The 14,463-nt window shown below is 71.7% G+C and carries 12 protein-coding genes; 7 read left to right on the plus strand and 5 right to left on the minus strand.

From position 1 onward, the window contains the following. Positions 1-48: 48 nt before the first annotated feature. The 4 genes from J7523_RS08585 to sdhC are packed head-to-tail and all read right to left on the minus strand — an operon-like array spanning position 49 to position 3,534. Complete coding sequence (locus J7523_RS08585; RefSeq protein WP_291884939.1) at positions 49-810, minus strand: succinate dehydrogenase iron-sulfur subunit; 762 nt, start codon at positions 808-810, stop codon at positions 49-51. Continuing rightward, positions 810-2,660: a succinate dehydrogenase flavoprotein subunit gene (gene sdhA / locus J7523_RS08590; RefSeq protein ID WP_291884942.1), complete on the minus strand. Its 1,851-nt coding sequence runs from the start codon at positions 2,658-2,660 to the stop codon at positions 810-812. Before sdhA ends, J7523_RS08585 begins: the two co-directional genes overlap by 1 nt. 23 nt (positions 2,661-2,683) lie before the next feature. Beyond that, positions 2,684-3,142: a succinate dehydrogenase hydrophobic membrane anchor subunit gene (locus tag J7523_RS08595; RefSeq protein ID WP_291884945.1), complete on the minus strand. Its 459-nt coding sequence runs from the start codon at positions 3,140-3,142 to the stop codon at positions 2,684-2,686. Continuing rightward, on the minus strand, positions 3,142-3,534 hold the full coding sequence (gene sdhC / locus J7523_RS08600; protein WP_291884948.1) for a succinate dehydrogenase, cytochrome b556 subunit: 393 nt from the start codon (positions 3,532-3,534) through the stop codon (positions 3,142-3,144). The genes J7523_RS08595 and sdhC overlap by 1 nt, the downstream gene beginning before the upstream one ends. A gap of 217 nt (positions 3,535-3,751) precedes the next feature. On the opposite strand from sdhC, the gene J7523_RS08605 reads away from it, so the two are divergent. Beyond that, on the plus strand, positions 3,752-4,879 hold the full coding sequence (locus J7523_RS08605) for a mannose-1-phosphate guanylyltransferase (protein ID WP_291884950.1): 1,128 nt from the start codon (positions 3,752-3,754) through the stop codon (positions 4,877-4,879). A 110-nt stretch (positions 4,880-4,989) separates the two neighbouring features. On the opposite strand, the gene J7523_RS08610 is transcribed toward J7523_RS08605, so the two are convergent. Further along, on the minus strand, positions 4,990-6,324 hold the full coding sequence (locus J7523_RS08610; protein WP_291884954.1) for a cellulose binding domain-containing protein: 1,335 nt from the start codon (positions 6,322-6,324) through the stop codon (positions 4,990-4,992). A 285-nt stretch (positions 6,325-6,609) separates the two neighbouring features. Here J7523_RS08610 and J7523_RS08615 point away from each other — a divergent pair, with 285 nt between their 5' ends. The 6 genes from J7523_RS08615 (at position 6,610) to J7523_RS08640 (ending at position 14,462) form a co-directional block, all read left to right on the plus strand. Beyond that, positions 6,610-7,656 carry a PaaX family transcriptional regulator C-terminal domain-containing protein gene (locus tag J7523_RS08615; RefSeq protein ID WP_291884957.1) on the plus strand — a complete coding sequence of 349 codons (1,047 nt, stop codon included), beginning with the start codon at positions 6,610-6,612 and terminating at the stop codon, positions 7,654-7,656. A 10-nt stretch (positions 7,657-7,666) separates the two neighbouring features. Then, a complete protein-coding gene (locus tag J7523_RS08620; RefSeq protein ID WP_291884960.1) occupies positions 7,667-8,917 on the plus strand; it encodes an amidohydrolase in 1,251 nt (416 codons plus the stop codon). A gap of 238 nt (positions 8,918-9,155) precedes the next feature. Next, complete coding sequence (locus J7523_RS08625) at positions 9,156-10,268, plus strand: BMP family ABC transporter substrate-binding protein (protein ID WP_291884963.1); 1,113 nt, start codon at positions 9,156-9,158, stop codon at positions 10,266-10,268. 105 nt (positions 10,269-10,373) lie between these two features. After that, positions 10,374-11,930, plus strand: a complete 1,557-nt coding sequence (locus J7523_RS08630) for an ABC transporter ATP-binding protein (protein ID WP_291884967.1) — start codon at positions 10,374-10,376, stop codon at positions 11,928-11,930. Positions 11,931-11,967: 37 nt separating this feature from the next. Further along, on the plus strand, positions 11,968-13,176 hold the full coding sequence (locus J7523_RS08635; RefSeq protein WP_291885135.1) for an ABC transporter permease: 1,209 nt from the start codon (positions 11,968-11,970) through the stop codon (positions 13,174-13,176). Continuing rightward, the gene (locus J7523_RS08640) at positions 13,173-14,462 is read left to right on the plus strand and encodes an ABC transporter permease (protein WP_291884971.1); all 1,290 of its coding nucleotides are present in this window, start codon (positions 13,173-13,175) and stop codon (positions 14,460-14,462) included. Before J7523_RS08635 ends, J7523_RS08640 begins: the two co-directional genes overlap by 4 nt. The last annotated feature ends 1 nt before the right edge of the window (position 14,463 follow it).

Below are 14,463 nucleotides of genomic sequence, written 5' to 3' on the forward strand. Positions count from 1 at the left end.
ATCATCGCCCGCTTCACTCGCCTCACGCGGCCGCCGCGGTGATCCGCCTCAGAAGGCGCGCGTGATCATCGCCCGCTTCACTTCTTGGATCGCCTTCGTCACCTCGATGCCACGCGGGCACGCCTCGGTGCAGTTGAAGGTCGTGCGGCAGCGCCACACGCCCTCCTTGTCGTTGAGGATCTCGAGGCGCTGCGCGCCGCCCTCGTCGCGGCTGTCGAAGATGAACCGGTGCGCGTTGACGATCGCGGCCGGGCCGAAGTACTGCCCGTCGGTCCAGAACACGGGGCACGACGACGTGCACGCGGCGCACAGGATGCACTTCGTGGTGTCGTCGAACCGCTCGCGCTGCGCGGCCGACTGCAGGCGCTCCTTGGTCGGCTCGTTCCCCGTGGTGATGAGGAACGGCATGATCTCGCGGTACGACGCGAAGAAGGGCTCCATGTCGACCACGAGGTCCTTGATCACCGGGAGGCCCTTGATGGGCTCGACGGTGATCGGCTTGGAGATGTCCAGGTCCTTGAGCAGCGTCTTGCACGCGAGCCGGTTGCGGCCGTTGATGCGCATCGCGTCGGACCCGCACACGCCGTGCGCGCACGAGCGGCGGAACGTCAGCGACCCGTCCTGCTGCCACTTGACCTGGTGCAGGGCGTCGAGCACGCGGTCGGTGCCGTGGGCCTGCACGCGGAACTCGTCCCAGTGCGCGACCGTGGGCGACCCGGTGTCGTCGGGCAGGTAGCGCAGGACCTTGAGGGTCACCTCGAACGAGGGGACCTCGCCCACCTTCGTGGGGGCTTCGGCGACAGCAGTCATCAGTACTTGCGCTCCATCGGCTGGTAGCGGGTCATGGTGACGGGCTTGGAGCCCAGCACGAGCTGGTAGCCGTCGAACACGGTGGTGTGCGCGAACGGTCCCTTGCGGTCGCCGTCCTGGTCCGTGCCCCAGCGGCGGTGGCCCTCGCTGGGCAGCGGCCGCCGGTAGGCCATCGTGTGCCGCATGTAGTTCTTGTCGTCGCGGTCGGGGAAGTCCTCACGGAAGTGCCCGCCGCGCGACTCGTCGCGGTTGAGGGCGCCGACGACGACCGTCTCGGCGATGTCGAGCAGGAAGCCGAGCTCGACCGCCTCGAGGAGGTCGGTGTTGAACATCCGGCTCTTGTCCTGCACGCTCACCGCACGGAACCGCTTCTGCAGCGCCTTGAGGTCGTCGAGCGCCTGCGTCAGCGACTCCTTGGTGCGGAACACCTGCGCGTTCTTGTCCATCGTCTCCTGCAGCGCCTTGCGGATGTCCGCCACGCGCTCGCCGTCGGGGCGCGTCCGGATCTCCTCGAGGCCCGCGACGACGGTCGCGGCGGGGTTCTCCGGCAGCTCCACGAACGACGCGGTCGACGCGTACTGCGCGGCCGAGATGCCGGACCGCTTGCCGAACACGTTGATGTCGAGCAGCGAGTTCGTGCCGAGGCGGTTCGACCCGTGCACCGAGACGCACGCGACCTCGCCGGCGGCGTACAGGCCGCGGATCACGTCGGTCGAGTTCCGCAGCACCTCGCCCTCGATGTTGGTCGGGATGCCGCCCATCGCGTAGTGCGCAGTCGGGTAGACGGGCACCGGCTCGGTGTACGGCTCGATGCCGAGGTAGGTCCGGGCGAACTCCGTGATGTCCGGGAGCTTGGCGTCGATGTGCGCGGGCTCCAGGTGCGTGAGGTCGAGCAGCACGTAGTCCTTGTTCGGGCCGGCGCCGCGGCCCTCGCGGACCTCGTTGGCCATCGACCGGGCGACGATGTCGCGCGGCGCGAGGTCCTTGATGGTGGGGGCGTACCGCTCCATGAAGCGCTCGCCCTCGGAGTTGCGCAGGATCGCGCCCTCGCCGCGTGCCGCCTCCGACAGGAGGATGCCGAGTCCCGCGAGACCCGTCGGGTGGAACTGGAAGAACTCCATGTCCTCGAGCGGGATGCCCCGGCGGTAGGCCAGCGCCATGCCGTCGCCGGTGAGGGTGTGCGCGTTCGACGTCGTCTTGAAGATCTTGCCGGCGCCTCCCGTGGCCAGGACCACGGACTTCGCCTGGAACACGTGGATCTCGCCCGTCGCGAGCTCGTACGCGACGACGCCCGAGACGTGCACCTCCTCGCCGTCCGGCACGTGGCCGGCGGCGAGGTCGTGGTCCACCAGCAGGTCGAGCACGTAGAACTCGTTGAAGAACTCGACCTCGTTCTTCACGCACTGCTGGTAGAGCGTCTGCAGGATCATGTGGCCGGTGCGGTCCGCGGCGTAGCACGAGCGGCGCACGGCGGCCTCGCCGTGGTTGCGGGTGTGGCCGCCGAACCGGCGCTGGTCGATGCGGCCCTCGGGCGTCCGGTTGAACGGCAGGCCCATCTTCTCGAGGTCGAGCACCGCGTCGATGGCCTCCTTGGCCATGACCTCGGCGGCGTCCTGGTCGACCAGGTAGTCACCGCCCTTGACGGTGTCGAACGTGTGCCACTCCCAGTTGTCCTCCTCGACGTTCGCGAGCGCGGCGCACATGCCGCCCTGCGCGGCGCCCGTGTGGGAACGCGTGGGGTAGAGCTTGGAGATGACGGCCGTGCGCACGCGGGTCGACGACTCGAGCGCCGCGCGCATCCCGGCGCCGCCGGCGCCGACGATGACGACGTCGTACTGGTGGGTCTGCATCAGGTGTCAGGTCCTTACCGAGATCAGGCCGTGCAGAACGACGGCAGCAGGTCGGCCGGCGAGCCCGACGGGCACGGGTCGAACGTGAAGATGACGAGCGTCCCGAGGATCACGACGACCGCGAACGCGAGGTACAGCAGGCCCTTGAGGACCAGGCGCGTGGTGTCGCGCTCCGCGTAGTCGTTGATGATCGTGCGCACGCCGTTGGTGCCGTGGATCATCGCGAGCCACAGCATCAGCAGGTCCCAGACCTGCCAGAACGGCGACGCCCACTTGCCGGCGACGAAGCCGAAGTCGATCGCCTTGACGCCCTCGCCCGCCACGAGGTTGACGAACAGGTGGCCGAAGATCAGCACGAGCAGCAGCACGCCGGACGCGCGCATGAACACCCAGCCGTACAGCTCGGTGTTGCCGCGCGTGGTGCGCCGGCCGGGGCCGCCCTTCGGGGGGCGGGGCGCCTTGGGGTCCGCGACGAGGGTCATCACTCACCTCCGAACACGTGCATGAGGTGGCGCGGTAGGAACCCGGCCATGGTGACGACGAACAGGCCGACGACGACCCAGAGCATGACCTTCTGGTACTTCGGGCCCTTGGCCCAGAAGTCCACGAGGATGATCCGGAGGCCGTTGAACGCGTGGAACACGATGGCGGCGACGAGGCCGGCCTCACCGAGTCCCATGATCGGGTTCTTGTACGTGCCGATGACGTCGTTGTACGCCTCGGGCGAGACGCGCACGAGCGCGGTGTCGAGCACGTGCACCAGCAGGAAGAAGAAGATCAGGACGCCGGTCACGCGGTGCGCGACCCACGACCACATGCCTTCCCGCCCTCGGTAGAGAGTTCCGGCGGGCGCTTTGGCGGGCGCTGCGGGCACTGGAGGGGCCTCCTGGCGAGTCAGGGTGTGAGGACGTCGTCGTCCCTGTCGAGCGACGCGCGCACCGGCGGCCGGTTGCGAGAGCAGTCGGAGTGCGCGTCCGTCTCACTGTATAGACACAGTGCTGTCACACCGTGCGCGCCAGGGCCTTCGGTCCCATCTCCGGGGCCATTTGTGAGGAACTCCACAACGCGCGCCCCCGCTAGCCTTGCCGACCATGGACGCCTCCCTCGACGGTCAGGTCCCCGACTTCCACGCGGTCATCCCCGCCGGCGGCGCCGGGACGCGTCTGTGGCCGCTGTCGCGGTCCGGTCACCCCAAGTTCCTGCTCGACCTCACCGGCTCGGGCCGCACGCTGCTGCAGGCGACGGTGGACCGGCTCGTGCCCCTCACGGGACCGGACCGCGTGCTCGTCGTCACCGGTGCCCGGCACGCGGCCGCGGTGGGTGCGCAGCTGCCCGAGGTCGCCGGCGGGGACGGTCCGGAGCGGGTGCTCGCCGAGCCGTCGCCGCGCGACTCGATGGCCGCGATCGGCCTCGCCGCCGCGGTGCTGCTCGAGCGGCACGGCGACGACGTCGTGCTGGGGTCGTTCGCCGCCGACCACGTGATCGACGGCGCCGAGGAGTTCGCCCGGACGGTGCGCGAGGGTGTCGCGGCGGCACGCGCGGGCTACGTCGTGACGATCGGCATCGCGGCGACCGGCCCGTCGACCGCGTTCGGCTACGTGCGGGCGGGCAACGCCCTGGGCCTCGACGACGCACCGCGCGTGCGGGTCGCGGCCGGGTTCACGGAGAAGCCCGACGAGGAGACGGCCGCCGCGTACCTCGCGACGGGGGAGTACCGGTGGAACGCCGGCATGTTCATCGTGCGGGCGCGCGTGCTGCTCGACCACCTCGCAGCGCAGCTGCCCGCGCTGCACGACGGGCTGCGGACCATCGCGGCGGCGTGGGACGGCCCGGAGCGGGACGCGACGCTCGCCGCGGTCTGGCCGGGCCTGACGAAGATCGCGATCGACCACGCCATCGCGGAGCCGGTCGCGGCGGCCGGCGGCGTCGCCGTCGTGCCCGGCGACTTCACCTGGGACGACGTGGGCGACTTCGCGTCCCTGGGCACGCTCCTCGGCGACGGCGCGACGCTCGGCGACGACGCCGCGGTGCTGCGGGTCGGCGCCCCGGACGCGCTCGCCGTCCCGGCCGGCGGGCGCACGGTGACCGTGGTCGGCGTGCCGGGCGCGGTCGTCGTCGACACCCCGGACGCGGTCCTCGTGACCACGCGCGAGCACGCGCAGCAGGTCAAGGCCGCGGTCGACGGCTGGCGTGCGCACGGGCGGGAGGACCTGCTCTAGCCGGTCTCGGCGCCGACGAGCGCGACGACCGGCGGCAGGCGGCCGCGACGGCGGACTGCACGGGTCCGGGGGAACGGGACGCCGTGCGGTCCGCCGCGCGCGGTGCGCCGTCAGGCGGGGACGCAGGTGGCTCCCGCCGAGGGACTGCTCCCCGCACCCTGGAAACCGAAGGTCGTCGACCGGCCCGCGTCGACGTGGCCGTTCCACGTCTGGTTGCGGACGGTGACGGTGCCGCTGGTGCCGGTCACGACGCCGTTCCAGAGGTTCGTGACGCTCGAGCCGCCCGGCAGGGTGAGCGACACCGTCCAGCCGTCGATCCGCGCCGAGCCGGCCGTGACCGAGACGTCCGCGACCCAGCCGCCCGGCCACGAGCTCGTGATCCGGACGCTCGCCGTGCATCCGGCACCCGGGTTCGAGGTGGGCGTGGGTGTCGGCGTGGTCGGTGTGGGCGTCGGGCTCGTCGGCGTGGGGGTCGGGTTCGGGCCTCCGGCCTTGAGCGCGTCGTCGAGCCACGAGATGACGGTGTCCCACGACGGGTTCGGCGAGCCGACGCTCGTCGTCTCACCGCACGACGTCGACGTGCGCACGGTCTGCTGCCCGTAGCGCGACGGGCTCATCACGTCGTTGGTGCCGTGGTTCGCACCCGGCACCGAGAAGAACCGCGTGCTCACGCAGGCGGCCTTGAGAGCGTCGTAGAGCAGCACGCTCTGGCCGTGCGGCACGATCTGGTCGGCGGTGCCGTGCAGCAGCAGCATCGGCGGGTCGGCCCGGTCGACGTACGTGATCGGGTTCGCGAGGCGCACCTGCTCGGGGCACGTCTGGATCGCGCACCCCATGATCTGCGAGGCGGGCGACGACGCCGCGTCGTGGTCGAACGTGTTGTCGACGCGTTGTGCGTTCATCTGGAGGAAGTCGGTCGGCCCGAAGAAGCTCACGCCGGCCTGCACCGTGCTCGAGACGCCCGTGGTGCCCAGCGTGCCCTCGAGCGAGGCGACGCCGCCCGTGAGGGTGGCCATGTCGGCCTCCCAGCCACCGGACGAGTCGCCGAGGACCGCGAACCGGGTGGGGTCGAGGTTGTACCGGTCGGCGTTGGCCCGCAGCCAGCGGATCGCGGCCTTGATGTCGTGGACCTGGGCGGGGAACTTCGCCTGCGAGCTGGACCGGACGCTCACGCCCGCGACGGCGTACCCGCGCGCGTTGAACGCGGACGCGATCGCGCTCGCACCGGACTTGCCGTCGTCGGACGTCCACGCCGACCCGCTGGTCCAGATCGCGAGCGGGGTCCTGGCGGTGCCGCCGGGGAGGTAGAGGTCGAGCAGGTGCCCCCGGCTGCCCGCGGGCTGCGCGGGGGCGTAGGCGATGTTCGACACGGTCTGCGCGGCGTACGCCGGGCTCTGCGACGTGCTGACGACGAGGCCGGCGGCGACCAGCGCGAGGCTGCTCACCCCGACCCACCACGACCTGCGCGATCTCGACGACATGGCACTCCCTCTGCTGCGTGCGGTGGGCCGTTACGCGACGCAACGCTTCCCGGTCGGGCGCAGAAGTGTCACGCGACCGAATGCTTTCGCCGCGGTGCCGCGGGCGGGAGGGGCCGCGTCCGGGACCGCAGCCCTACAGTGGCGGCCGGTGGGAGTCCGGACGCCGGGTGACCGCATCCCGGGTCCGCCCGCCGGACCGCCGGACGTCCCGTCGCCGGACGCCGGGTCGTCGCACGCGGGGAGACACACGTGGCACAGCCTCTGCACCGGCAGGACCTCCTGCCGGACGACGCGGTCGTCGACGTGCGCCTGCCGCGCCCGCGCGCGGGCAGCTCGCCGCGCACCGCGGCCGTGATGCTGCTCGCCGAGCTCGGGCTCGCGCCGCGGGTGTGGTTCCCGTCGGGGCTCCTGGTCGCGCTCGTGGCGGACCTCGGCACCACGCCCGGCGGGGCGCGCGCGGTCGTGCAGCGGCTGAGCCGCGGCGGTGTGCTCGAGGTCCGTCGGGACGGACGCGAGACGGCGTACCGGCTGACCGTCCCCGCGGCGGACGCGCTCGCCCGGGGCGGACGGTCGCTCGCGACGTTCGCGCAGGATGCCGAGGACTGGGACGGCCGGTGGAGCCTCGTCGCGTTCTCGGCGCCCAAGCACGCCGACTCCGAGCGGGCCGTGCTGCGCAGCCGCCTGCGGTGGCGCGGGTACGTGCCGCTGTACGACGGGCTGTGGGTCGCGCCCGACCTGCCCGGCGACGCGCTCGGCCCGGTCCTCGCCGAGGCGAGCCGGACGAGCGTCACGGTGTTCCGGGCGGAACAGCTCCCCGTCGACGGCGCGGCCGTGCTGGACCCCGCGACCCTGTGGGACCTCGACGCGGTCCGGGAGCGCCACGAGCTGTTCCTCGACGAGTGGGTCCCGGTCGGCGAGCGCGTCGCGGCCGGCGACTTGACCGGCGAGGACGCGTTGCGCGCTCGGACCCGCGTCGCCGACGAGTACCGCAGGTTCGTCGTGCTCGACCCGCGGCTGCCGATGGGCGCGATGCCGCCGGGATGGCTGCGCCCGCGCGTCCGGGACGTGTTCGCCGCCGTCCACGACGGCACGGCCGAGCCGGTGCTCGCGCACGTGCGCGCCGTCGCGCAGGCCAGGGGTGTCGCCGTCCCGGACCTGAGGGTGCACACCACGGCCGAGCTCGCGGCGGGTGGGGTCACCACCGAGCCGGTGACGGTCGGCGAGCACGCACGACGAGGCGCGGCGGACCCGGCTCCGGGCCGGACCGCCCGGGGGCGTGAGCTCGTCCGCGACTAAGGTCGACGACGTGCCCGACCTCACCGCCTCGACCGTCCCGCCGCTCGACACGCAGCGGTTCGACCCCGACGACGCGGACGTCCGACGGCTGGTGCAGCTCGTCGGGTCCCTGCGGGACGAGCTCGTCGAGGTGCGGCGCGACCTGCACGCGCACCCCGAGCTCGGCCGGACCGAGGAGCGGACCACCCGGGTCGTCGCGGACCGTCTCCGGCTCGCGGGCCTGACGCCGCACCTCATGCCGGGCACCGGCCTGGTGTGCGACCTCGGGCCCGGCCCGGCGGTCTCGGGCCGCCGGCGGATCGCCCTGCGCGCCGACCTCGACGCGCTGCCGGTGCAGGACACGTGCGGCCTGCCGTGGGCGTCGACCGTGCGGGGCGTCGCGCACGCGTGCGGGCACGACGTGCACACCACCGCGGTGCTCGGTGCGGGTCTGGCGCTCGCGGAGCTCGCGGCGGCGGGGGAGCTCGCGACGGGGGTGCGGCTGGTGTTCCAGCCCGCGGAGGAGGTGCAGCCCGGCGGTGCGCTCGACCTGATCGCCGCGGGCGCGCTCGACGGCGTCGGGCAGATCTTCGGCGTGCACTGCGACCCGAAAGTCGACGTCGGCCACGTCGGCACCCGCATCGGCCCGATCACGTCGGCGAGCGACGAGGTCACGGTGATCGTCACGGGTGCGGGCGGGCACACGTCGCGCCCGCACCTCACGGGCGACGTGGTGTTCGCGCTGGGCCAGGTGATCACGCAGGTGCCCGCGATCCTGGGCCGTCGGCTCGACCCTCGCTCGGGCGTCAACCTCACGTGGGGCGCCGTCAAGGCGGGGTCGGCGCACAACGCGATCCCGTCGACGGGAACCGTGAAGGGCACGCTGCGGTGCCTCGACGTGCGGGCGTGGGAGAAGGCGTCGGAGGTGTTCCACGCGGCCGTCGAGCAGGTGGTCGCGCCGCTCGGCGTCGAGGTGGAGGTGCGACACCAGCGGGGCGTGCCGCCCGTGGAGAACGACGAGCGCGCGACGGGCGTGCTGGAGGCCGCGGCGCGCGACGTGCTCGGGCCCGGCTCGGTGCTGCTGACGGAGCAGTCGCTCGGCGGCGAGGACTTCGCCTGGTACCTGACCAAGGTGCCGGGGTCGATGGCGCGGCTCGGCACGCGCACGCCCGGGGGCCACACGTACGACATCCACCAGGGCGACCTGCGGGTCGACGAGCGCGCGGTCGAGGCCGGTGCGCTGCTGCTCGCGCGCGTCGCCGTGCTCGCGGGGCGGGCCTGAACGGGCGTCCTGCCCCTGAACGTCCGATCTCGGATGGTGGGAAGACACGTCCGTCACCTGGGAGGACATTCCAACTAGGTAACGAAGCCTGGCGGATACCGCCCGGTAACATGCACGCCACGCGCGGCTCAGTAGTGTCCGGAGCATCGAAGCCGGACGAGCCGCCTGCGCGACGAGGTGCTGCTGCGCCGTCCGTCATGCACTGCGCAGGCGTGCCGACGAGATCCAGGAGATCCGCGTGAAGAACATCATTCGTGTGGCCGCGCTCAGCGGGGCGGTCGCCCTCGCGCTCGCGGCGTGTGGCAGCGCCCCCGAGGACGAGGCCACGTCCGGAGCGACCGGCGACGCCGGCGCGTCCGACTTCAAGGCCTGCATGGTCTCCGACTCGGGCGGCTTCAACGACAAGTCGTTCAACGAGTCGGGCTACAACGGCCTGAAGCAGGCGGAGTCCGACCTCGGCATCAAGACCGCCACGGCGGAGTCGAAGCAGGAGTCCGACTTCGCGCCGAACATCGACACGATGGTCGGCCAGAACTGCAACCTCATCATCACGGTCGGCTTCCTGCTCGCGACGGCCACGGGCGACGCCGCCCAGGCCAACACGGACACGAACTTCGCGATCGTCGACTCGACCGCGCAGGACGCGGACGGCAACACGATCGAGCTCCCGAACGTCAAGCCGCTGAGCTTCAACACGGTCGAGGCGTCCTACCTCGCGGGCTACCTCGCCGCGGGCATGAGCAAGACCGGCACGGTCGCCACGTACGGCGGCATCCAGATCCCGACCGTCACGATCTTCATGGACGGCTTCGTGGACGGCGTCGCGAAGTACAACGAGGTGCACGGCACCTCGGTCAAGACGCTCGGCTGGGACAGCAAGGCCCAGAACGGCTCGTTCACGGGTGACTTCGAGGACCAGTCCAAGGGCCAGCAGCTGACCAACACGTTCATCGACCAGGGCGCGGACATCATCCTGCCCGTCGCGGGCCCGGTCGGCGGCGGCACGCTCGCCGCGGCGCACGACGCGAACACGGCCGGCAAGTCCGTGGCCGTCATCTGGGTCGACTCCGACGGTGTCGAGACCAACCCCGACTCCTCCGACATCATCCTCACGTCGGTCCTCAAGGAGATCGGCACGGCCGTCAACGACGTCGTCACCGCCGCGTCGAAGGACGAGTTCGACAACACGGCCTACGTCGGCACGCTGAAGAACGAGGGCGTCGGCCTGGCGCCGTTCCACGACTTCGACTCGAAGGTCCCCGCGGACCTCAAGGCGGAGGTCGACAAGCTCAAGCAGGACATCATCGACGGCACGGTGAAGGTGACCTCGCCCAGCTCGCCGCAGTCCTGACGTGACGCCAGGGGGTCGGTCCGGACTCGCGGTCCGGGCCGACCCCCACGCACGTCCCACCAGGGCTAATGTCGGCCTTGTCACTGCGATGAAGGAGTCGCCGCTGTGAAGCTCGAGCTGCGCGGGATCACCAAGTCCTTCGGCCCGCTCGTGGCCAACGACCACATCGACCTCGTGATCGAGCCGGGGGAGATCCACGCGCTCCTCGGCGAGAACGGGGCCGGCAAGTCGACGTTGATGAACGTCCTGTTCGGCCTGTACGACGCGGACTCCGGCGAGATCCTGCTCGACGACGAGCCGCGCACGTTCTCCGGGCCCCGCGACGCGCTCGCCGCGGGCATCGGCATGGTCCATCAGCACTTCATGCTGGTCCCGGTCTTCACGGTCGCCGAGAACGTCATGCTCGGCCACGAGTCCACCAAGCCGGGCGGCGTCGGGATGCTCGACCTCGACGTGGCCCGCCAGCGTGTCCGCGAGCTTGCCGACCGGTTCGGGTTCGAGCTCGACCCCGACGCGGTCGTCGAGGAGCTCCCCGTCGGCGTCCAGCAGCGGGTCGAGATCGTCAAGGCGCTCGCCCGCGACGCGAAGGTGCTCATCCTCGACGAGCCGACCGCCGTGCTGACGCCGCAGGAGACCGACGAGCTCATCGGGATCATGCGCCAGCTCAAGGAGTCGGGGACGTCGATCGTCTTCATCACCCACAAGCTGCGCGAGGTGCGCGCGGTCGCCGACCGCATCACGGTGATCCGTCGCGGTGCCGTCGTCGGGTCCGCGTCGCCGGAGGCGAGCGAGACGGACCTCGCGTCGATGATGGTCGGTCGCGCGGTGTCCCTGTCGCTCGGCAAGGCGCCCGCGGTGCCCGGCGAGACGACCGTGCAGGTCAAGGACCTCACGGTGCTCGACGCGAACGGCGCCGCGGTCGTCGACGGCGTGTCGTTCGATCTCGCCAAGGGCGAGATCCTCACGCTCGCCGGCGTGCAGGGCAACGGCCAGACGGAGCTGTGCGAGGCGCTGCTCGGCCTCGAGCGGCCCGCGGCCGGGTCGATCCTGCTCGAGGGGCGCGAGCTCGTCGGCCTGTCTCCCAAGCAGGTCCTCGACGCCGGTGTCGGCTTCGTGCCCGAGGACCGGTCCGTCGACGGGCTCGTGGGCGACTTCTCGGTCGCCGAGAACCTCGTGCTCGACCTGGTCCACACCAAGGAGTTCTCGCGGGGCGGCGCGCTCGACCTGGCGGCGATCCGCAAGAACGCGGACCACCGGATCGAGGAGTACGACATCCGCACGCAGTCCGCGACGCAGGCCGCCGGCCGGCTCTCGGGCGGCAACCAGCAGAAGGTCGTCCTCGCGCGCGAGCTGTCGCGACCGCTCAAGCTGTTCATCGCGAGCCAGCCCACGCGCGGCGTGGACGTCGGCTCGATCGAGTTCCTGCACCGCCGGATCGTGGCGGAGCGCGACGGCGGCACCCCGGTGCTGATCGTCTCGACCGAGCTCGACGAGGTCGTCGAGCTCGCCGACCGCATCGCGGTGATGTACCGCGGCCGCCTGGTGGGCATCGTCCCGTCGGACACGCCGCGTGACGTGCTCGGCCTGATGATGGCCGGCGTCCCGCACGACGAGGCGATCGCGCAGGCCGCGGCGCACCCCACGGAGGCCGGGAATGAGTGACGAGATCGTCGGCGAGAAGGCGTCCCCGACGAGCGGGATGCCCGAGCCGGAGAAGACGAAGGCGCCGGAGGACCGCGGCGAGCGGGCGCTGCGCGAGATCGTGAGCGGCGACATCGGCGTGAGCGTGCTCGCGTTCGTGCTCGCGCTGCTGATCGGCGGGCTGCTCATCGCGTTCACGAACCCCGACGTCACCGCGGCCGCCCACTACTTCTTCGCGAAGCCGATGGACACCATCACGGCGGCGTGGAACGCGGTGTGGGACGCGTACGCGGCGATGTTCCGCGGCGCGGTCTACAACGGCCAGGCCGACACCTTCCAGAAGGCGATCCGGCCGCTCACCGAGACCATGACGGTCGCGACGCCGCTCATCATCGCGGCGCTCGGCGTCGCCGTGGGCTTCCGGGCCGGGCTGTTCAACATCGGTGCCCAGGGCCAGATCATCCTCGGCGCGACGGTCGGCGGGTACATCGGCTTCACGTACAGCCTCCCGGCCGGCGTGCACCTGCTCCTCGCCCTGCTCGGCGGCGTCCTCGGCGGCGCGATCTGGGCCGGCATCGCGGGCGTGCTCAAGGCCCGGACGGGCGCCCACGAGGTGATCGTCACGATCATGCTCAACTACGTCGCCCTGTACCTGCTGGCGTACCTGCTCACGACCGACAAGTTCACGCGCGCGGGGTCCAACCAGCCGACGAGCCCGGGCGTGAAGGAGACGGCGCAGCTGCCGCTCCTGCTCGGTGACTGGTCGCGACTGCACGCCGGCTTCATCGTCGCGATCCTCGCCTCGATCTTCGTCTGGTGGCTCATGACGCGGTCGGTCCTCGGGTTCCGGTTCCGGGCCGTCGGGTCCAACCCGCACGCGTCGCGCACCGCGGGCATCGGGATCCCCACGACGATCGTCCTCGTGATGCTCGTGTCCGGTGCGCTCGCCGGTCTCGCAGGCGGCGTGCACATCTTGGGCACCGAGCACCAGCTCACCGGCGGCATCGCCGGGTCGCTCGGGTTCGACGCCATCACGGTCGCGCTGCTCGGGCGGTCCCGGCCGCTCGGCATCTTCTTCGCCGGTCTGCTGTACGGCGGTCTCAACGTCGGCGGGCGCGTCATGGAGGCGGCGACGGGCACGCCGATCGACATCGTGCTGGTCATCCAGGCGCTCGTCGTCCTGTTCATCGCCGCACCACCGCTCGTGCGGGCCATCTTCCGTCTTCCGACACCGAGGACGGCCGTCGCGAAGGGAGCGGCAGCGTGACCGCCCTCGACACGCAGGCACCCGCGGCGACGCCCGAGCGCACCGAGCCGCTCACCCGCAGGTCCTGGAAAGCGCCGATCGCGTTCGGCGTGCTCGGCCTCGCGGCGCTGGTGCTGTTCGGCTTCCTCGGCAAGAGCGGCGAGGACACGACGTTCGTCATCTCGACGGACAACGACTGGGTGCAGATCGGGCCCGTCGCGGTGCCGTCCAAGGCCACCGCGATCCTGCTCGGCGTCCTCATGCTGCTGCTCGCCGCGTACGCCGCGTGGCGTGCGTGGGACCGCAAGCCGCTCGGCCGCTGGGTCGGCGCGGTGTTCGGCGTCCTGTGGGTGCTGTCGTTCCTCTGCTGGGCCGTCGCGGGCAAGTCGATGTCGCTCGTCGGCCTGCTGCAGGGGTCGCTGATCCTCGCGGTGCCGCTCGCGTTCGGCGCCATGGGCGGTCTGCTCAACGAGCGGGCCGGCGTCGTCAACATCGCGATCGAGGGCCAGCTGCTCACCGGCGCGTTCGGCGCAGCCGTCGTCGCGTCCGTCACGCACTCCGTGTACGCCGGGCTCATCGCCGCGCCGGTCGCGGGCCTGGTCATCGGGTCCCTGCTCGCGCTGTTCACCGTCAAGTACAAGGTGAACCAGATCATCGTCGGCGTGGTGCTCAACGTGTTCGCGGTCGGCCTGACGAGCTTCCTGTTCTCGTCGGTGCTCAAGCCGAACGCCGCGACGCTCAACTCGCCGCCGCGCATGCCCGTGATCGACATCCCCGTGCTGTCGGGCATCCCGATCATCGGCCCGGTGCTGTTCCGGCAGACGCTGCTCGTCTACCTGCTGTACGTCGCGGTGGTCGTCATCACGATCGCCCTGTTCCGCACCCGGTGGGGCCTGCGGGTCCGGGCGGTCGGCGAGCACCCGCTCGCGGCCGACACCGTCGGCATCGACGTGCAGGCGACCCGGTGGCGCAACGTGCTGCTCGGCTCCATGGTCGCCGGCCTCGGTGGGGCGTTCTTCACGATCGGGTCCGTCGGGGCGTTCAGCCAGGAGATGACGGCCGGCAAGGGCTACATCGCCCTCGCCGCCATGATCCTCGGCCGGTGGACACCCGTCGGCGCCCTCGCGGCGGCCCTGCTGTTCGGCTTCTCGGACAAGCTGCAGCAGGTCCTCGGCGTCCTGCAGACGCCCGTCCCGAACCAGTTCATGCTCATGCTCCCGTACCTCGTGACGATCGTGGCGGTCGCCGGGCTCGTCGGTCGCGTCCGCGGCCCGGCGGCGGCGGGGGAGCCCTACGTCAAGGAGTGAC

The organism is Cellulomonas sp., assembly GCF_017744555.1.
Lineage (GTDB): Bacteria > Actinomycetota > Actinomycetes > Actinomycetales > Cellulomonadaceae > Cellulomonas.